19 protein-coding genes are annotated in these 17,252 nt (G+C 70.6%); 7 read left to right on the plus strand and 12 right to left on the minus strand.

The genetic code is table 11. The annotated features are described in order from the left end of the window. Positions 1-352: 352 nt before the first annotated feature. Positions 353-1,015 carry a DNA-3-methyladenine glycosylase gene (locus ACWFR1_RS34265; protein WP_453558234.1) on the minus strand — a complete coding sequence of 221 codons (663 nt, stop codon included), beginning with the start codon at positions 1,013-1,015 and terminating at the stop codon, positions 353-355. An 87-nt stretch (positions 1,016-1,102) separates the two neighbouring features. Here ACWFR1_RS34265 and ACWFR1_RS34270 point away from each other — a divergent pair, with 87 nt between their 5' ends. The 3 genes from ACWFR1_RS34270 to ACWFR1_RS34280 all read left to right on the plus strand — a co-directional run bounded on the left by ACWFR1_RS34270 (position 1,103) and on the right by ACWFR1_RS34280 (position 3,140). Then, positions 1,103-1,885 (plus strand): sporulation protein, encoded by a 783-nt coding sequence (locus ACWFR1_RS34270; protein ID WP_453558238.1) that lies wholly within the window; start codon positions 1,103-1,105, stop codon positions 1,883-1,885. A 42-nt stretch (positions 1,886-1,927) separates the two neighbouring features. Next, a complete protein-coding gene (locus ACWFR1_RS34275) occupies positions 1,928-2,467 on the plus strand; it encodes a YbhB/YbcL family Raf kinase inhibitor-like protein (protein WP_453558241.1) in 540 nt (179 codons plus the stop codon). A gap of 166 nt (positions 2,468-2,633) precedes the next feature. Then, positions 2,634-3,140, plus strand: a complete 507-nt coding sequence (locus ACWFR1_RS34280) for an HNH endonuclease (protein ID WP_024756197.1) — start codon at positions 2,634-2,636, stop codon at positions 3,138-3,140. A 72-nt stretch (positions 3,141-3,212) separates the two neighbouring features. Here ACWFR1_RS34280 and ACWFR1_RS34285 read toward each other — a convergent pair whose 3' ends face one another. From ACWFR1_RS34285 to ACWFR1_RS34300, 4 genes are all read right to left on the minus strand, one after another. Continuing rightward, positions 3,213-3,986, minus strand: a complete 774-nt coding sequence (locus ACWFR1_RS34285) for a sulfite exporter TauE/SafE family protein (protein WP_453558243.1) — start codon at positions 3,984-3,986, stop codon at positions 3,213-3,215. A gap of 92 nt (positions 3,987-4,078) precedes the next feature. Then, positions 4,079-5,017 (minus strand): SPFH domain-containing protein, encoded by a 939-nt coding sequence (locus ACWFR1_RS34290; RefSeq protein WP_383383053.1) that lies wholly within the window; start codon positions 5,015-5,017, stop codon positions 4,079-4,081. A gap of 157 nt (positions 5,018-5,174) precedes the next feature. After that, the gene (locus ACWFR1_RS34295) at positions 5,175-5,606 is read right to left on the minus strand and encodes an NfeD family protein (RefSeq protein ID WP_453558247.1); all 432 of its coding nucleotides are present in this window, start codon (positions 5,604-5,606) and stop codon (positions 5,175-5,177) included. Positions 5,607-5,682: 76 nt separating this feature from the next. Further along, positions 5,683-6,480, minus strand: a complete 798-nt coding sequence (locus ACWFR1_RS34300) for an ABC transporter ATP-binding protein (protein WP_453558250.1) — start codon at positions 6,478-6,480, stop codon at positions 5,683-5,685. Positions 6,481-6,686: 206 nt separating this feature from the next. Between ACWFR1_RS34300 and ACWFR1_RS34305 the strand changes: the two genes are divergently transcribed. Then, positions 6,687-7,484, plus strand: coding sequence for a hypothetical protein (locus ACWFR1_RS34305; protein WP_453558253.1), 798 nt, complete (start codon positions 6,687-6,689; stop codon positions 7,482-7,484). 130 nt (positions 7,485-7,614) lie between these two features. Here the strand turns inward: ACWFR1_RS34305 and ACWFR1_RS34310 are convergent, their stop codons facing one another. The 3 genes from ACWFR1_RS34310 to ACWFR1_RS34320 all read right to left on the minus strand — a co-directional run bounded on the left by ACWFR1_RS34310 (position 7,615) and on the right by ACWFR1_RS34320 (position 9,815). Then, positions 7,615-7,857, minus strand: coding sequence for a chaplin (locus ACWFR1_RS34310; protein ID WP_453558256.1), 243 nt, complete (start codon positions 7,855-7,857; stop codon positions 7,615-7,617). 175 nt (positions 7,858-8,032) lie between these two features. After that, entirely contained in the window at positions 8,033-8,677 is a 645-nt protein-coding gene (locus ACWFR1_RS34315) for a response regulator (protein ID WP_453558259.1), read from the minus strand. Further along, a complete protein-coding gene (locus ACWFR1_RS34320) occupies positions 8,670-9,815 on the minus strand; it encodes a GAF domain-containing sensor histidine kinase (protein ID WP_453558262.1) in 1,146 nt (381 codons plus the stop codon). Before ACWFR1_RS34320 ends, ACWFR1_RS34315 begins: the two co-directional genes overlap by 8 nt. A 195-nt stretch (positions 9,816-10,010) precedes the next feature. Here ACWFR1_RS34320 and ACWFR1_RS34325 point away from each other — a divergent pair, with 195 nt between their 5' ends. Next, entirely contained in the window at positions 10,011-10,706 is a 696-nt protein-coding gene (locus ACWFR1_RS34325) for an SDR family NAD(P)-dependent oxidoreductase (protein ID WP_453558264.1), read from the plus strand. A 432-nt stretch (positions 10,707-11,138) separates the two neighbouring features. Continuing rightward, entirely contained in the window at positions 11,139-11,909 is a 771-nt protein-coding gene (locus tag ACWFR1_RS34330) for a transglycosylase SLT domain-containing protein (protein WP_453558265.1), read from the plus strand. Between the two features lie 79 nt (positions 11,910-11,988). Here ACWFR1_RS34330 and ACWFR1_RS34335 read toward each other — a convergent pair whose 3' ends face one another. Then, a complete protein-coding gene (locus ACWFR1_RS34335; protein ID WP_453558267.1) occupies positions 11,989-14,658 on the minus strand; it encodes an FHA domain-containing protein in 2,670 nt (889 codons plus the stop codon). Positions 14,659-14,880: 222 nt separating this feature from the next. Here ACWFR1_RS34335 and serB point away from each other — a divergent pair, with 222 nt between their 5' ends. Beyond that, entirely contained in the window at positions 14,881-16,095 is a 1,215-nt protein-coding gene (gene serB, locus ACWFR1_RS34340) for a phosphoserine phosphatase SerB (protein ID WP_453558270.1), read from the plus strand. Between the two features lie 120 nt (positions 16,096-16,215). Here serB and ACWFR1_RS34345 read toward each other — a convergent pair whose 3' ends face one another. The 3 genes from ACWFR1_RS34345 to ACWFR1_RS34355 all read right to left on the minus strand — a co-directional run bounded on the left by ACWFR1_RS34345 (position 16,216) and on the right by ACWFR1_RS34355 (position 17,246). Further along, a complete protein-coding gene (locus tag ACWFR1_RS34345) occupies positions 16,216-16,734 on the minus strand; it encodes a SixA phosphatase family protein (protein WP_453558273.1) in 519 nt (172 codons plus the stop codon). 35 nt (positions 16,735-16,769) lie between these two features. Then, positions 16,770-16,973 carry a hypothetical protein gene (locus ACWFR1_RS34350; RefSeq protein WP_453558276.1) on the minus strand — a complete coding sequence of 68 codons (204 nt, stop codon included), beginning with the start codon at positions 16,971-16,973 and terminating at the stop codon, positions 16,770-16,772. A gap of 156 nt (positions 16,974-17,129) precedes the next feature. Continuing rightward, a complete protein-coding gene (locus ACWFR1_RS34355; RefSeq protein WP_260605691.1) occupies positions 17,130-17,246 on the minus strand; it encodes an SGM_5486 family transporter-associated protein in 117 nt (38 codons plus the stop codon). Between the last annotated feature and the right edge of the window lie 6 nt (positions 17,247-17,252).

Genomic DNA, 17,252 nt, shown 5'->3' on the forward strand with positions numbered 1-17,252 from the left:
ATCAACTAATCTGGCGTTGATTTTTGGCACGCTGTTGAGTTCTCAAGGAACGGACGCTTCCTTTGTACTCACCCTCTCGGGCTTTCCTCCGGGCTCTTCCTTCGTTTCCGACTCTATCAGATCTTTCCGATCCGATTTCCTCGGTGCTTTCCGGTCCCTTTCGCTTTCGCTCTGGGCCCTTCCGGCGTGTTCACTACTTTAGCTGATTTCCCTGGCGACTCATAATCGAGTCATTCGAAACGAATTTCGGGAATGCCGAAATAAGCCCCTGCTGGGGAATCATCGAGAGTAGTTGGGTGGCCGCTACGGGGTGCTTGAACAAGCAGGTCCGTTTCCTGCGGCTCGGGCCACGTTAGTCGGTCGAGCGTCCCGAGTCAAGGCCTCGCTTCCGGGGAGTGTGGGCGCGGTACGGGCTGACCGTCGGGTCGTCGGTGATCCAGAAGCGCCAGGGGTGCGGGGCGCCTTCGCCGCCGACGCCGGTGCGGGGGCCGCTGCTGATGTCGTCGGGGGCGGGTGGCGTGCCGGTGAGCAGGGAGAGCGGGGCCTCCGCGCCGGCGCAGACGTCCGTGCCGTTCAGGGAGAGGGCTACGTCCAGGGCCGTGGCCAGACGTGCGGGGCCCTTGGCCAGCTCCGCGTCGAAGCGGGCCGAGCGGCGGCGGGGGCGGGCCTGTTCGGCGCCGGTCAGGATCTCACCCGCGCGCAGGAGGACGCCGCTCGCCTCGCCCTCGGGGCCGCAGACCAGGTTCAGGCAGTGCCACATGCCGTAGGTGAAGTAGACGTACGCGTGGCCGGGCGGGCCGAACATGACGGCGTTGCGTGCGGTGCGGCCACGGAAGGCGTGCGAGCCGGGGTCGATCGCGCCAGCGTACGCCTCCACCTCCGTGAGGCGCAGGTCGATCCGTCCTTCGGCGGAGTTCCGGACGAGGGTGCGGCCCAGCAGGTCGGGGGCGACCTCCAGGACGGGGCGGTCGAAGAAGGCCCGCGGGAGCGGCGTACGGGAAAGAGTGTCGCTCATGGCGGCCGAGCGTAGTGGCGACCGGTGGGGAACCGGCTACGGTCGTCGCGCGTATGTAGAGGTCAGTACTGAGAAGGAGTGGAAGTCATGGGATTCAAGAAGCTGCTCGCGAGCCTGGGTGCCGGTGGGGCCACCGTGGAGACCGTGCTCTCCGAGGCGAACGTGGTTCCGGGCGGTGTCGTCCAGGGTGAGGTGCGGATCCAGGGCGGCAACGTCGACCAGCAGATCGAGGCGCTCTCCGTCGGGCTGCAGGCGCGGGTCGAGGTCGAGGGTGGCGACCAGGAGCACAAGCAGGACATCGAGTTCCTCAAGGTGCGTCTGGGTGGTGCCTTCGAGGTGAAGGCCGGCGCGGTGCACGTCGTGCCGTTCGGTCTCGAGGTGCCGTGGGAGACGCCGGTGACCTCCATCGCCGGTCAGCAGCTGCACGGCATGAACATCGGTGTGGTCACCGAACTGGAGATCGCCCGGGCCGTGGACTCCGGCGACCTGGACCCGATCAACGTGCACCCGCTGCCGGCGCAGCAGTCGATCCTGGACGCCTTCATCGGGCTGGGCTTCCGCTTCAAGAGCGCGGACATGGAGCGCGGGCACATCCGGGGGACGCGCCAGAAGCTGCCCTTCTACCAGGAGATCGAGTTCTTCGCGCCGCAGCAGTACCGCGGTCTCAACCAGGTCGAGATCACCTTCGTCGCCGACGAGCGCGAGATGGACGTCGTCCTGGAGATGGACAAGAAGCCGGGGATGTTCGGTGAGGGGAGTGACTCCTTCCGCGCGTTCAAGGTGGGGCTGAACGACTTCCACACGACCGATTGGGCGGCTTACCTGAACCAGTGGCTCGCCGAGGTCGGCGGCCGTCGCAACTGGCTCTAGGCTCGGCCGGGAAACCAGAGACAGGCGATACGGAGGCTCCACGTGTCCGAGCGTAAGAGGGCGCCGCTCCCTCACGATTTCCATCCGTCGGTACCGGCGTTCACGGTGGTGAGCGACGACGTCGCGCCGGGTGCGGTCCTGAAGGACGCGCAGGTGTACGCGGCGGGGAACACGTCTCCCCACCTGCGCTGGGAGGGCTTCCCCGCGGGGACGAAGAGCTTCGCCGTCACGTGCTTCGACCCGGACGCCCCCACGGGCAGCGGGTTCTGGCACTGGGTGCTGTTCGACATCCCTGCGTCGGTGACGGAGCTGCCCGTCGGTGCCGGGTCGGGGTCGTTCGAGGGGCTGCCGGCCGGGGCCGTGCACGTCCGGAACGACTACGGCGCGAAGGAGTTCGGCGGCGCCGCTCCCCCGCCCGGGGACCCGGCGCACCGGTACGTCTTCACCGTGTACGCCGTGGACAGCGAGAAGCTCGGTCCCGATGGCGACGCGTCGCCGGCGGCGGTCGGCTTCAATCTGCGGTTCCACACGCTGGGGCGTGCCCAGTTGGTCGGCGAGTACGCGGCTCCCGCGGCGGTCTGATCGTTCGTTTGTTGTTTGCCCGCTTCTGGTCTTGGAGAGATCAGAAGCGGGCATCTTTTGTTGTGCGCGGGAAATTGCGTTGTCCGACCCCGGCCGGCCCGGCCATCGTTGATCCAGGCCCCACGCCCCACTCCGGGGCGGGGCCGGCACACGGGAGGTGGGCACAGTGCGGGACACCCTGGTACTGAACGCGAGCTTCGAGCCGCTGTCGACGGTCACGCTCAACCGTGCGGTGGTGCTTGTCCTGCAGGACAAGGCCGTCGTCGAGCAGGCCCATCCCGAGCTGCGGGTGCGCGGTGCCGCCGTCGATCTTCCGGTACCGCGGGTGATCAGGCTCTGCCGGTACGTCCGGGTGCCCTTCCGAAGACACGCCCCGTGGTCGAGGCGGGGGGTGCTGGTCAGGGACCAACACCGGTGCGCGTACTGCGGGAGGAGGGCGACGACCGTGGACCATGTCGTGCCGCGTGCCCAGGGGGGCGGGGACAGCTGGCTGAATACCGTCGCCTCCTGCGCCGAGGACAACCACCGCAAGGCCGATCGGACGCCGGAGCAGGCGGGGATGCCGCTGCTGCACGAGCCGTTCGTGCCGTCGCCCGCGGACGCGATGCTGCTCGCCATGCGGGCCGGTGAGCGGTCCGAGCTGCCGGAGTGGCTGGCGAACTCGGCCGCGTAGGCCGTCTCGTACACGTACTCGTACGGAAGGGTCCGTCTCCCCGTGGGGAGGCGGGCCCTTCCGTCGTCCGGGCTACTTCAGTGTGAGTTGGAGGATCGCGACGACGCCGACCGCGATGATCACCCCTCGCAGGACGGACGGCGGCAGTCTGCGGCCGACCTTGGCGCCGATCTGGCCTCCGATGGTGGAGCCGACGGCGATGAGCAGGACGGCCGTCCAGTCGAACTCGGCGACGAAGAGGAAGAAGACGGCGGCGACGCCGTTGACGAGGGCGCCGAGGACGTTCTTGACGGCGTTGATCCGCTGCAGGGTGTCGTGGAGCAGCAGGCCCATGAGGGAGAGGTAGAGCACTCCCTGGGCGGCGCCGAAGTATCCGCCGTACATGCTGGCGAGGCAGAGGCCGACGAGGAGGACGGGGCCGCCGTCGGGGTGGGCCACGGTGCCGGTCTGTTCGCGCCGGCGCTGCACGGCGGCGGCGATGCGCGGCTGGAGGAGGACCAGGACGAGCGCGAGGCCGATCAGGACGGGGACGATCGCGTCGAACGCGTCGGACGGCAGGGCGAGGAGCAGGAACGCGCCGATGAGGCCGCCGATGAGGGCCACGCCGCCGAGGCGGAGGATGCGGGCCTTCTGGCCCTTCAGTTCGCGGCGGTAGCCGATGGCCCCGCTGATGGAACCGGGGACGAGGCCCAGGGCGTTGGAGACGTTCGCGGTGATCGGGGGGAGCCCGGTCGCGAGGAGGACCGGGAACGTGATGAGCGTTCCCGATCCGACGATGGTGTTGATGGTGCCGGCGCCGATGCCGGCGGCGAAGACCGCCAGCGCTTCCCAGATGGACAACGCCATCTCCTTACATGATCAGTGAGTCGCCTCCCCGCTCCGGCGTCGCCGGGGTCGAGGGGCTCGCACTGATCATGCACGAGAGTTACGTGTACGTGTCAGTCAACCGGGGGTTCTTCTCGCCTGGCGGCCGGTACGTCCTTGGTGTTGAAGCCGGGGACGCCGCCGCCGACGTTGCCGAAGGCGCCGGAGAGGCCCTTGAGGGCGTCGCCGATCTCGCTGGGCACGATCCAGAGCTTGTTGGCGTCGCCCTCGGCGATCTTCGGGAGCATCTGGAGGTACTGGTACGAGAGGAGCTTCTGGTCGGGGTCACCGGCGTGGATGGCCTCGAAGACCGTACGGACGGCCTGGGCCTCGCCCTCGGCGCGCAGGGCCGCGGCCCTGGACTCGCCCTCGGCGCGGAGGATCGCGGACTGCTTCTCGCCCTCGGCGGTGAGGATCGCGGACTGGCGGGTGCCCTCGGCGGTGAGGATCGCGGCGCGCTTGTCGCGCTCGGCGCGCATCTGCTTCTCCATCGAGTCCTGGATGGAGGTCGGCGGCTCGATCGCCTTGAGCTCGACGCGGTTGACGCGGATGCCCCACTTGCCGGTGGCCTCGTCGAGGACGCCGCGCAGCGCCGCGTTGATGTCCTCGCGGGAGGTGAGGGTCCGCTCCAGGTCCATGCCGCCGATGATGTTGCGCAGGGTGGTGACGGTGAGCTGCTCGATCGCCTGGATGTAGCTGGCGACCTCGTAGGTCGCGGCCCGGGCGTCGGTGACCTGGTAGTAGATGACCGTGTCGATGTTGACGACGAGGTTGTCCTGGGTGATCACCGGCTGCGGCGGGAAGGGGACGACCTGTTCGCGGAGGTCGATCCTGTTGCGGATCGAGTCGATGAACGGGACGACGATGTTCAGTCCGGCGTTGAGTGTGCGGGTGTAGCGGCCGAAGCGCTCCACGATGGCCGCGCTCGCCTGCGGGATGACCTGGATCGTCTTGACCAGGGCGATGAAGACGAGCACCACCAGAATGATCAGGACGATGATGACTGCTGACATCGTGTTCCCCGTGCCCTTCGCTACCGGTTGAGTGCCGGATGGCTTTCGATGATCCAGATCGAGTTTCCCAGACGGCGGAACGTCATGGGCGAGGTTCGGTCACATGGTTCGGTCACATGACGTTGGGTCACATGAGGTTCGGCCACGTGCGGTTCGGTCACATGACGACGGCCGTGGCGCCGTCGATCTCCACGACGTCGACCTGGTCTCCCGGCTCGAAGGTCTGTCCGCCGTCGAGCGCGCGGGCTGACCAGATCTCGCCCGCGAGCTTGATACGACCTCCGCCGGTGCTGTCGACCCGTTCCAGGACGACGGCCTGACGGCCCCTCAGCGCGTCGATGCCGCTGGCCAGCCGGGGCCGGTCGTCGCGGTGGCGGGCGGCGATCGGGCGGACCACCGCGATCAGCGCCACGGAGACGACGGCGAAGACGATCACCTGCGGGGTGACGCCGAAGCCGAGTGCGGCGGTCACCGCCCCCGCGACCGCGCCGACGGACAGCATGCCGAATTCCGGCATCGCGGTGAGGACCAGCGGAATGCCGAGCCCCACCGCGCCGATCAACCACCAGATCCACGCGTCGATGTCCACGTGGTCATGGTAGGGCGGTGGGGTCCCTCCGGGACAGGGCGCGGACGGCTGTGCGGGACGCCGGCGCTCCGGTCCGCTACTTCAGCGGGAGGCCCTGGGCGGTCCAGCGGTCGCCGACGCGCTCGACGACGAGCGGCAGGCCGAAGCAGCGCGAGAGGTTGCGCGAGCTGAGCTCGGTCTCCACGGGGCCGGCGGCGAGCACCTTGCCCTGACGGATCATCAGGACGTGGGTGAAGCCGGGGGCGATCTCCTCGACGTGGTGCGTGACCATGATCATGGAGGGGGCGTACGGGTCTCGGGCGAGGCGGCCGAGACGGCGGACGAGGTCCTCGCGGCCGCCGAGGTCGAGGCCGGCGGCCGGCTCGTCGAGCAGGAGGAGCTCGGGGTCGGTCATCATCGCTCGGGCGATCAGGGTGCGCTTGCGCTCGCCCTCAGAGAGGGTGCCGAACTTGCGGTCCAGGTAGTCGTTCATGCCGAGGCGGTCGAGGAAGGCCTTGGCCCGCTCCTCGTCGACCGGGTCGTAGTCCTCGTGCCAGGTGGCCGTCATGCCGTACGCGGCGGTGAGGACGGTCTGGAGGACGGTCTGGCCCTTGGGCAGCTTCTCCGCCATGGCGATGCCGGCCACGCCGATGCGGGGGCGGAGCTCGAAGACGTCGGTGCCGACGCCGCCGAGCTGTTCGCCGAGGACCTTCGCGGTGCCCTTGGTGGGGAAGAGGTAGCTGGAGGCGATGTTCAGAAGGGTGGTCTTGCCGGCGCCGTTGGGTCCGAGGATCACCCAGCGCTCGCCCTCCTTGACCGACCAGGAGACCTCGTCCACCAGAGCCCGTCCGTCGCGGACCACGGATACGTCCACCAGCTCCAGTACATCGCTCATGAGCGCGTTGTCTCCCCTTGCGGTCGAGTCGAGTCGTCGCCTTGCACCGATGGGCGCGGCGTCCAGGGGAAAACCTACGTTATCGGCGGAGCGGGCCGGTCCCTAGGGCTTCCTTTGAGTCCGTGGGCCGACCTGTATATGAGGGGGTGGGAGAAGGAACGCCGTGAGGCCGCCCCCTGTGTTCCGGTCGGTCTTAGTCTGGGGGGATGCTTTCGGAACCACGCTCAGGACGCCTGGCCGCATGGGGCAATGCCCTGCTGGCCGGGGCGGTGTCGCCGGACGACGCGGCGCTGGCCATTGTCGGGGAGGACGCGGTGCACCGCGTGGAGGGGCTGCCGGGTGAGGCGGCGCCGGTGGGGCTGACGCTGGCGCTCGGCCGGCTGCGGCGGCTCGGGGTGACCGGGTGGCGGGTCGCGCTGCCCGCGCCGGGGCATCCACTGGGGCTGAGCGGGCCGCCGGACTTCAACGCGCGCGCCCTGGAGGCGGAGGAGGCCGTGGTGGGCTTCGGCGCGCCGTACGGTCTCGTGCCGGAGGTCTCGGAGGCGGGGCCGGTGGGCGACACGCACGTGGAGGTCGTCTGGCGCTGCCTCGCGGTGCGCGAGTCGCCGCCGGCGGACGTGCCGTCGCTCGGCGAGGCGGAGCGGGAGCTCGCGGAGGCGCTGCGGGACGCGACGGCGGTGCTGACCCGGCTGGACGTGGCGGCCTCGGGCCCGGCGGCGGACGCCGCGCGCGCGGCGTACAAGGCGCGGGCGGAGGTGGGGCGGGAGGTGCTCGCCCCCGGGTACCCGCCGCGGGCGGTGCGCGTCCTGGAGCTGGCCCAGCGGATCGGTCTGCTGATGGACCTGGCGTACGACCACGGGCACGGGGGCGCGGTGAGCGCTTCGGAGATGGCGGCGCGGGGGGAGGCGCTGCGGCCGGTGGAGCGGGTGGCCCGGCGGGCGCAGGTCGCGGCGTACAACGCGTATGTGGAGGAGAGGGAGCGGGAGCGCGAGCGGGGGTTCTGAGCTCCGACGGGCGGCTCGGCGGTCGGATGCCGCCGGCTTTCTGTGTCCCGACCCAGCGGTGTAAGGGAGAGGGCCGAAAAGGGGCCGGCCCCCGGGGGGATCGTCCGGGGGCCGGTGGTTCCGGTGTGGCTCAGCCGTTGACGGCGTGGTTGCCGAAGGCCGGGTTGAGCAGGCCGATCACGTTGACCGTGTTGCCGGAGACGTTCACGGGGACGTGGACCGGGACCTGCACCAGGTTGCCGGACGCGACGCCCGGCGAGTTGAGGGCCTTGCCGTCGGCCTCGGCGCCGTGGGCGGAGGCGACACCCGCGCCGGCGGCGATGATGCCACCGGCGACCATGGTGACGGCAGCGGCCTTCTTGAGGTTCTTCACTTGGTACATCCTCCTGGTCATCGCTGCGGCCGGTCCGCCGCAGCACGTCATGGAGAACGCCGCCGCCTCCGCGGGGTTGCGCCGAACGGGGGATATACACCCGACGGTATGAAGGACTGAACGGTCGTGCGCCCGGCGCACCAGGGGGCGCCTTGCCGCGTATCAGTCGGTGAGATCAGTCGGCGAGGCCGTGTCGGACCGCCCACAGGGCGGCCTGGGTGCGGTCCGCGAGGTCGAGCTTCATCAGGATGTTCGACACGTGCGTCTTGACCGTCTTCTCGGAGAGGACGAGCGCGCGGGCGATCTCGCGGTTGGACCGGCCGTCCGCGATCAGGCCGAGGACCTCGCGCTCGCGCTCCGTGAGGGTCGTGCCCCGTCCCGTGCCGCCCGGGGACTCGTCCTGGCTGAGGAGGGCCTCGGCGACCTCCGGCTGGAGGAGGACGTGGCCCGCGTGGACGGAGCGGATGGCGCCGGCCAGGGCGTCGGGGTCGATGTCCTTGTAGACGTATCCGGAGGCTCCGGCGCGGAGCGCGGGGACGACCGTGCGCTGCTCGGTGAAGCTGGTGACGATCAGGACCCTGGCCGGGTTGGCCAGCTCGCGCAGCCGCTTCAGTGCCTCGATGCCGTCGGTGCCGGGCATCTTCACGTCCATGAGGACCACGTCGGGGCGGAGCTCCTCGGCGCGGGCCACTCCTTCGGCGCCGTCGGAGGCCTCCCCCACCACCTCTATGTCGTCCTGCACCTCCAGGAAGGTGCGCAGGCCTCGGCGGACGACCTGGTGGTCGTCGACCAGCAGGACACGGATCGGCTTGTCAGCCACCGGGAACCTCCATCTCGATCGTGGTGCCCTCGCCGGCGGCCGAGGTCACGGTGAGTCCGCCGCCGACGCCGCCCGCCCGGTCCCGCATGGAGACGAGGCCGAGGTGGCGGCCGGCGTTGCGGACCGTACGCGGGTCGAAGCCCTTGCCGTCGTCGGTGACGGTGAGCCGCGCGCCCTGGCCGCTGCGGGCGAGGGTGACGGTGACGAGCTCCGCCTCCGCGTGGCGCAGGGCGTTGTGCAGGGCCTCCTGGGCGACGCGGAGCACGGCCTCCTCCTGGGCCGCGGGCAGGGCGCGGATCCCCTGGCTATCGAAGGTGACGCGGGCGGTGTGGGCGCGGTCCATGACCTGGATCTGGGTGCGCAGGGTGTGGACGAGGCCGTCCTCGTCGAGCGCGGCGGGGCGCAGCTCGACGACGGCCGCGCGCAGCTCGTCGGCCGCCTCGGCGGCGAGGACGGCGACCTGGTGCAGCTCGTCCTTGGCGCGGGCGGGGTCGCGGTCGACGAGGGCGGCCGCGGCCTGGGCGGTGAGCCGGAGCGAGAAGAGCTTCTGGCTGACGGCGTCGTGGAGCTCGTGGGCGAGGCGGGAGCGCTCCTCGGCGATGGTGAGTTCGCGGCTGCGCTCGTACAGCCGGGCGTTGGTGAGGGCGATGGCCGCGTGCTGGGCGAGGATCGAGAGGAGCTCCTCGTCCTCGGCGGTGAAGCCGCAGCCGCCGGTCTCCTTCGGACAGCGCTTGTTGGCGAGGAAGAGGGCGCCGAGGATCTCGTCGCCGTCCCTGACCGGGAGGCCGAGGAAGTCGGACATCTCGGGGTGGGCGTCCGGCCAGCCCTCGAAGCGGGGGTCCTCGCGGACGTCGGCGAGCCGCTCGGGCTCCGCCTTGTGGAGCATCGCGGCGAGGATGCCGTGCTGCCGGGGCAGCGGGCCGATCGCCTTCCACTGCTCGTCGCTGACGCCGTCGACCACGAACTGGGCGAAGCCGCCGTGGTCGTCGGGGACGCCCAGGGCCGCGTACTCGGCGTCGAGGAGGTCGCGGGCGGAGGCGACGATCGTCTTGAGGACGTCGCGGACCTCAAGATGGCGGCTCATAGCGAGGAGGGCGGTGCTCACGGCCGCGAGGCCGGAGCTCGGTCGATGGCTCATGTGTTCACCGTAACGGTGGGGTGTGACCGTGCGTATCCGGCCGGAGGCGGCGCGGGAGGGGGACCTGAGACCTAGGTCCCGCGCCCCCGGCGGTCCGGGCCGGGGGCCGAGGCGGCGGAGCGGGGCCGGACGCGAGGGTGGAGCCGTCGGCGTCGGACGGATGCCGGGAGATACGGATACAAGGGGGACGGGTTCATGGCTGTCGCGATCGTCACGGGGGCGTCGAAGGGACTCGGCGGGGCGCTGGCGCACGCGCTGGCCGGGCGGGGCTGGGATCTCGTCCTGAACGCCCGGACGGCGGGAGCCCTGGAGGAGAGCGCGGCGGCGGTCCGGGCCGCGCACGGCGCGCGGGTGGTCGCGCTGCCCGGTGATGTCGGGGACGGCGCGCACCGGCGGGAGCTGGTGGCCGCCGCCCGGGGGCTCGGCGGGCTCGATCTGCTGGTGAACAACGCGGGCGTGCTGGGCGCCGCGCCGCTGCCTCGGCTTGAGCACCAGCCGCTGGACGGTCTGCGGGCTGCCCTGGAGACGAACGTCGTGGCGGTGCTCGGCCTGGTGCAGGAGAGTCTGCCGCTGCTGCGGGCGAGCGCCGCGGGGACGGTGATCATGCTCAGTTCGGAGGCCGCGGCAGTGCCGTACGCGACGTGGGGCGGGTACGGGGCATCGAAGGCCGCGGTCGACCTGCTGGCGGCGGTGCTCGCCGTGGAGGAGCCGGAGCTGCGGGTGTGGGCGGTGGACCCCGGTGACATGGAGACGGATCTGTACGCGGCGGCGGTGCCGGAGGGGATCGGGACGCGGCCGAGTCCGGAGTCCGTGGTGCCGGGCTTCCTCCGGCTGCTCGACCGGCGCCCGGCCAGCGGGCGGTACGTGGCGCCGGAGCTCGCGGGGCGGTGATGCGGAGGGGTGCTTCTGGCGTGAGTACCGAGGCGTCTCACGTATGAGGGGCGTCTGCGGTACGAGCTCCGGGGCGCCTCCGGTACGACGTCGAAGCGCCCTTCTCCTCCTTCCGGAGGACTTGCCTCACCGTCCGCATTGCGCCCGCAACGCCTGGTGAGTTTGTTACGTGCCCGATGTGAGCCCGGGCATAGGACCCACATCACTTACGAAGCCCCCTAGTGGATGCCAGAAGGCCCGATAGACGCGGAGGAACCTGGCCACAACGGGCGTTCCGTGCCCCGTGCACGGGCCCCTGATCCACTACCCGGGATCGTACGTCACACCTTTGCCACACGATTTTGCTGCCGCTAAGAATTGCCCCGTCGCCGCCGAGCAGGCGCAGCGCCGCCCCGGCGAGCGACCCCCCAGCGATTCGAAGAGGTAGTCCTGATGTCTGCGAACACCCCCGGCCACAGTCGTGGTCTGAAGAAGACCCACAAGGCCACGATCGCCGGCGTCGCCGCTCTGGGCGCCGCAGCCCTCACCCTCTCCCTCGTACCGGGCAACGGCTCCACCGAGACCGAGCCGCAGGCCCTCTCCGGTACGCAGCAGGTCGCCTGGTCGTACGACGCCGCCAGCCCGCAGGCGAAGGCGCTGGCCGCCAGCGTCACCGAGCAGCACACCACCATCGGCCTGAAGGCCAAGCAGGAGGCCGACGCCAAGGCCGCGGCCAAGGCGAAGGCCGACGCGAAGGCCAAGGCCGACGCCAAGGCGAAGGCGGACGCCCGCGCCAAGGCCACCGCCAAGGCGAACGCCGAGGCCAAGGCGAAGGCGGCCGCGAAGAAGCGCGCCGCGGAGAAGGCGGCCGCGAGCCGTTCCGTCGCCCGTACGCCGGTCTTCGCGAACAACCTCGACGGCTGGATCCGCGAGGCGCTGTTCATCATGGACAAGCACGACATCCCGGGCAGCTACAACGGCCTGCACAAGAACATCATGCGTGAGTCCAGCGGCAACCCGCGGGCCATCAACAACTGGGACATCAACGCCATCAACGGCGTCCCGTCGAAGGGCCTGCTCCAGGTCATCTACCCGACCTTCAAGGCCTACCACGTGGCCGGCACGCCGTTCGACCAGTACGACCCGGTCGCCAACATCGTCGCCGCCGCCAACTACGCGGCCGACCGCTACGGCTCGATCGACAACGTCAACAGCGCCTACTGATCCCGGTCGGTCCGCTGTCGTACGCCGAAGGGCGGCACCCCCGTGCGGGGTGCCGCCCTTCGGCGTACGGCCTACGCGGTCACTTGCGCATGACCTCGGGCTCGTGGCGGCGCAGCAGGCGCGCCACGACGACACAGCAGACAGCCGCCATGAGCAGCTGGACGCCGAGGTCGAAGCCCCACTGGCCGGCCGTGTGCTCCCACAGCGCGTCGGTGTTCGTGGGGTCCTTCGGGTCCCACGGCGGCATGAGGCGGGCCAGGTCGAGCGTGGTGCCGGCACCGGCGATGCCCCAGCGGGAGGGCATGAGCCAGGCGAACTGCTCCAGGCCGGGCGAGCCGTAGACCTGGAACAGGATGCCGGTGAAGACGACCTGGATGATCGCGAACATGACCAGGAGCGGCATGGTCTTCTCGGCGGTCTTCACGAGCGCGGAGATGACCAGGCCGAACATCATCGAGGTGAGGCCGAGGGCGATCACCTGGATGCACAGCTCGACGGCGGGGGGCATGAGGAGCCCCTCAGCGGGCAGCGCGCGGGTGGAGAAACCGATGCCGCAGATGATGACGCCCTGGAAGGCCGTGATCACGCCGAGGACGATCACCTTGGACATCAGGTACGCGGAGCGGGAGAGGCCGGTGGCGCGCTCCCTCTCGTAGATGACCCGCTCCTTGATCAGTTCGCGGACCGAGTTGGCGGCGCCGCTGAAGCACATGCCGACCATGAGGATCAGCATGATCGTGCCCGCGTCGCCGTTGAAGCGGGACGGCGGCGTCGGCGAGCCGAGGCCGAAGTCCGCCGGGATGACGACCGAGACCGCGCCGAGGACGGCCGGCAGGATCACCATCAGGCCCAGGAAGCCCTTGTCGGAGGCGATCACCGAGACGTAGCGGCGGATCAGCGTCCAGAGCTGGGAGCCCCAACCCTGCGGCTTCGGCGGGCGGGCCATCGCCTGCTGCGGCATCTGGACCGGCTGCGCGGCGACGGCGTCGATGTCCGCGGCGTACATCTGGTAGTGCTGCGAGCCCTTCCAGCGGCCCGCCCAGTCGTAGTCGCGGTAGTTCTCGAAGGCGGAGAAGACGTCGGCCCAGGTGGAGTAGCCGAAGAAGTTCAGCGCCTCCTCCGGCGGGCCGAAGTACGCCACCGAGCCGCCGGGCGCCATGACGAGCAGCTTGTCGCAGAGGCCCAGCTCGGCGACCGAGTGGGTGACGACGAGGACCGTGCGGCCGTCGTCGGCGAGGCCGCGCAGCAGCTGCATGACGTCGCGGTCCATGCCCGGGTCGAGGCCGGAGGTCGGCTCGTCCAGGAAGATCAGCGACGGCTTGGTGAGGAGCTCCAGGGCGACGGAGACGCGCTTGCGCTGGCCGCCGGAGAGGGAGGTGACCTTCTTCTCCCGGTGGATGTCGAGCTTGAGCTCGCGCAGCACCTCGTCGATGCGGGCCTCGCGCTCGGCCTCGGCGGTGTCGCCGGGGAAGCGGAGCTTGGCCGCGTAGCGGAGCGCCTTCTGGACGGTCAGCTCCTTGTGCAGGATGTCGTCCTGCGGGACCAGACCGATGCGCTGGCGCAGCTCGGCGAACTGCTTGTAGAGGCTCCGGTTGTCGTAGAGGACGTCGCCCTCGTTGGCCGGGCGGTAGCCGGTCAGCGCCTTGAGCAGCGTGGACTTTCCGGAGCCGGAGGGGCCGATGACACCGATCAGCGACTTCTCCGGGACGCCGAAGGAGACGTCCTGGAGGATCTTCTTGCCGCCGTCGACCGTCACCGTGAGGTGGCGGGCCGAGAAGGAGACGGAGCCGGTGTCGACGAACTCCTCGAGCTGGCCGCCGACGATGCGGAACGTCGAGTGACCGACGCCGACGATGTCCTGCGGGCCGAGGACGGCCGAGCCGCCCTTGGGGATCGGCTGGCCGTTGACGTACGTGCCGTTGTGCGAGCCGAGGTCGCGGATCTCGAAGCGGCCGTCGGGCGTCGCGTGGAAGTCGGCGTGGTGCCGCGAGACCTGGAGGTCGGAGACGACCAGTTCGTTCTCGAGGGCACGGCCGATGCGCATGACGTGGCCGAGGTTCAGCTGGTGGAACGTGGTCGGGCTGCGGTCGGCGTAGGCGGACGACGCCCCCGCGGCGACGCCGGCCTGGCCGTGCCCCTGCTGACCGTGGGGGCCCTGGGGGCCGCCCTGCTGGTGCGGGACCTGCGGTTGCGCGGGCTGCTGGGCCTGCTGCTGCCAGCCCTGCTGCGGCGGGCCCTGGTGCTGCGGGGCCTGATGCTGCGGGGCCTGATGCTGCGGGGTCTGGTGCTGCGGGGTCTGGTGCTGCGGGGTCTGGTGCTGCGGCGGGGCCTGGTGCGTCGCCCAGTCGCCCTGGGCGGCCTGCGCCCCCGCGACCTGGTGGGCGGCGGCGGGCTGAGCCGCCTGTGCCTGGGCCGGCGGCTGGTGCGCCTGCTGCGCGGCCTGGGCTCCGGCGGCGAGATTCAGCCGGGGGCCGTCGGTCGCGTTACCGAGATGGACGGCCGATCCTGGACCGATCTCCATCTGGTGGATCCGCTGCCCCCGGACGAACGTGCCGTTCGTCGAGCCGTGGTCCTCGATGACCCAACTCCGGCCGCCCCAGCTGATCGTGGCGTGCCGCCACGACACCCGGGCGTCGTCGATGACCAGGTCACCCTGTGGGTCACGGCCGAGGGTGTACGGCCTGGACGGATCGAGCGTCCAGGTCCTTCCATTCAATTCCAGTACGAGTTCTGGCACTCCATGCCCCACTACTTGTCCCCCGATGTGCTCCCGTCGTCGGGAGTCTAGGGATGGCGAACATCGTGGGGAACTATTTCAGGCCCGGTCCCCACAACGAAAGTCGGGCCGTGTTCGGGCTCTGTGAAGAGCCGCGCCGGACAGGCCGTGGGGCAGGCCCACGACCACTCGGGTGTCCGCTGGGCGGGACGGGGGGTGGGCCGACACGCGGTGCCCGATACGGTGGGAACCACCATGAGCGCATCGCAGACCTCAGACGTTCCCACTCTCCTCGTCAAGATCTTCGGCAAGGACCGTCCCGGGATCACCGCCGGACTCTTCGACACCCTCGCCGCCTACTCCGTCGACGTCGTGGACATCGAGCAGGTCGTCTCCCGCGGCCGCCTCGTCCTGTGCGCGCTCGTCACCGAGCCGACCGTCGCCTCGCAGGGCGAGCTGCGGGCCACCGTCCACAGCTGGGCCGAGTCCCTGAAGCTCCAGGCCGAGATCATCTCCGGTACGGGCGACAACCGGCCGCGCGGCGAGGGACGCTCACACGTCACCGTCCTCGGCAACCCGCTCACCGCGGAGCAGACGGCGGCCATAGCGGCCAGGATCGCGGAGACCGGCGGCAACATCGACCGCATCTTCCGCCTCGCGAAGTATCCGGTGACGGCCGTGGAGTTCGCCGTCTCGGGATGCGAGACCGAGCCGCTGCGGACCGCGCTCGCGATCGAGGCGCACACCATCGGCGTGGACGTGGCCGTGGTCTCCGCCGGGCTGCACCGGCGGGCCCAGCGGCTGGTCGTCATGGACGTCGACTCGACCCTGATCCAGGACGAGGTCATCGAGCTCTTCGCGGCGCACGCGGGGTGCGAGGACAAGGTCGCCGAGGTGACGGCGGCGGCGATGCGCGGCGAGCTGGACTTCGAGCAGTCGCTGCACGCGCGCGTGGAGCTGCTCGCCGGTCTGGACGCCTCGGTGGTCGACAAGGTCCGCGCGGAGGTGCGGCTGACGCCGGGGGCCCGGACCCTGATCCGTACGCTCAAGCGGCTCGGCTACCAGGTGGGTGTCGTCTCCGGCGGGTTCACGCAGGTCACGGACGATCTGAAGGAGCGGCTCGGGCTCGACTTCGCCTCGGCCAACACCCTGGAGATCGTCGACGGCAAGCTCACGGGCCGGGTGACCGGCGAGATCGTGGACCGTGCGGGCAAGGCCCGGCTGTTGCGCCGGTTCGCCGCGGAGGCGGGTGTGCCGCTGGCGCAGACGGTGGCCATCGGCGACGGGGCCAACGACCTGGACATGCTGAACGCGGCCGGTCTCGGGGTGGCCTTCAACGCCAAGCCGGTGGTGCGCCGGGCCGCCGACACGGCGGTGAACGTGCCGTTCCTGGACACCGTGCTCTATCTGCTCGGGATCACGCGCGACGAGGTCGAGGCCGCCGACGGCGGTGAGGACCTGCTGCACTGAACCGTCGGTACGCCCGTACGGCCGTCTGCAAGGCCGTTGGTACGCCCCTACGTGCGCGAGAGGGCCCGGTCGTCGTCGGACGGCCGGGCCCTCTCCCGTACGGAGCCGGGGTACGGCTCGTCAGTCGTGCGGGGTCCAGAAGTCCACGAGCCGGGCGACGCCGTGCTCCACCGACTTCCAGGAGCCGTTGAAGGCGAGGACGGCGAAGGCGGAGGTCGGGAAGCCGCTGCGGTTCATGCGGGGCAGGGTGTCTCCCTCGGACCCGCCCGCGAGGGCGTCGGCGAGGGCGTGCATCCCGGGGTTGTGGCCGATGACGAGGAGGTCGTCGACGTCTTCCGAGGTCTCGTTGAGCAGGGCGATGAGCTCGCCGAGCGAGGCATCGTACAGCCGGTCCTCGTACACGGTCCTGGGTCGCTCCGGCAGCTCGTGCACGGCCAGCTTCCAGGTCTCCCTTGTTCTGACGGCGGTCGAGCAGAGTGCCAGGTCGAAGCCGATGCCGGTCGCGGCGAGCTTGCGGCCCGCGACGGGGGCGTCCGCGCGGCCTCGCTCGGCGAGGGGGCGCTCGTGGTCGGAGTCGTCGCTCCAGTCTGCCTTCGCGTGTCGGAGCAGCACGATTCTGCGGGGTGTATCGACGCTCATGGTCAACAGCTTCGCACGGAACGGCTCGCGGTGACTCAGAGAGCGAGCGTTTGCTGGAGCTGCTCCAGGACCCGGCCGACCCCCAGGTCACCCGCGGTCGCGGGAGCCCCACCCGGCCCCGCTATGAGCAGGAGCAGGGCACCGAACGCGACCACGGGGAGGGCGAGCGCCCACCAGGGCAGCCGGGTGTCGACGCCGGTCGGCAGGGGCCGGGTGGGGGTGTCCGTACGGGCCGACATGGCCGCCTCCGAGGGCTGGGAGATCCTTTTCCCGTCGTCTCCGACGGATGTCTCCAACGTACGGATCGGGTGCCCGCGGGCCCATCAGGTGATCCACCCACTTCACCCTGACACCCACCCCCTAGGGGATGCGGGGGTTGTCCCCACCCCCGGGGGTCACGGTGAGGCGAGGGAGGCGATCACGGCGATGACCACCGTGATGCCGAGCATCGCGCCGAGCACGATGAGCAGCTTCTTCTGGCCGTTCTGGGGATTGGGTTCGAGGACTGGCATGGGGCC

The organism is Streptomyces sp. NPDC055103 (assembly GCF_053607625.1).

Excerpts from the sequence above, each read along its gene's own strand:
- ACWFR1_RS34325 (WP_453558264.1), top strand. The coding sequence starts at position 10,011 with ATGGCTGTCGCGATCGTCACGGGGGCGTCGAAGGGACTCGGCGGGGCG.
- ACWFR1_RS34320 (WP_453558262.1), bottom strand. The coding sequence starts at position 9,815 with ATGAGCCATCGACCGAGCTCCGGCCTCGCGGCCGTGAGCACCGCCCTC.
- ACWFR1_RS34265 (WP_453558234.1), bottom strand. The coding sequence starts at position 1,015 with ATGAGCGACACTCTTTCCCGTACGCCGCTCCCGCGGGCCTTCTTCGAC.
- ACWFR1_RS34355 (WP_260605691.1), bottom strand. The coding sequence starts at position 17,246 with ATGCCAGTCCTCGAACCCAATCCCCAGAACGGCCAGAAGAAGCTGCTC.
- ACWFR1_RS34290 (WP_383383053.1), bottom strand. The coding sequence starts at position 5,017 with ATGTCAGCAGTCATCATCGTCCTGATCATTCTGGTGGTGCTCGTCTTC.
- ACWFR1_RS34305 (WP_453558253.1), top strand. The coding sequence starts at position 6,687 with ATGCTTTCGGAACCACGCTCAGGACGCCTGGCCGCATGGGGCAATGCC.
- ACWFR1_RS34300 (WP_453558250.1), bottom strand. The coding sequence starts at position 6,480 with ATGAGCGATGTACTGGAGCTGGTGGACGTATCCGTGGTCCGCGACGGA.
- ACWFR1_RS34270 (WP_453558238.1), top strand. The coding sequence starts at position 1,103 with ATGGGATTCAAGAAGCTGCTCGCGAGCCTGGGTGCCGGTGGGGCCACC.
- ACWFR1_RS34350 (WP_453558276.1), bottom strand. The coding sequence starts at position 16,973 with ATGTCGGCCCGTACGGACACCCCCACCCGGCCCCTGCCGACCGGCGTC.
- serB (WP_453558270.1), top strand. The coding sequence starts at position 14,881 with ATGAGCGCATCGCAGACCTCAGACGTTCCCACTCTCCTCGTCAAGATC.
- ACWFR1_RS34345 (WP_453558273.1), bottom strand. The coding sequence starts at position 16,734 with ATGAGCGTCGATACACCCCGCAGAATCGTGCTGCTCCGACACGCGAAG.
- ACWFR1_RS34330 (WP_453558265.1), top strand. The coding sequence starts at position 11,139 with ATGTCTGCGAACACCCCCGGCCACAGTCGTGGTCTGAAGAAGACCCAC.
- ACWFR1_RS34285 (WP_453558243.1), bottom strand. The coding sequence starts at position 3,986 with ATGGCGTTGTCCATCTGGGAAGCGCTGGCGGTCTTCGCCGCCGGCATC.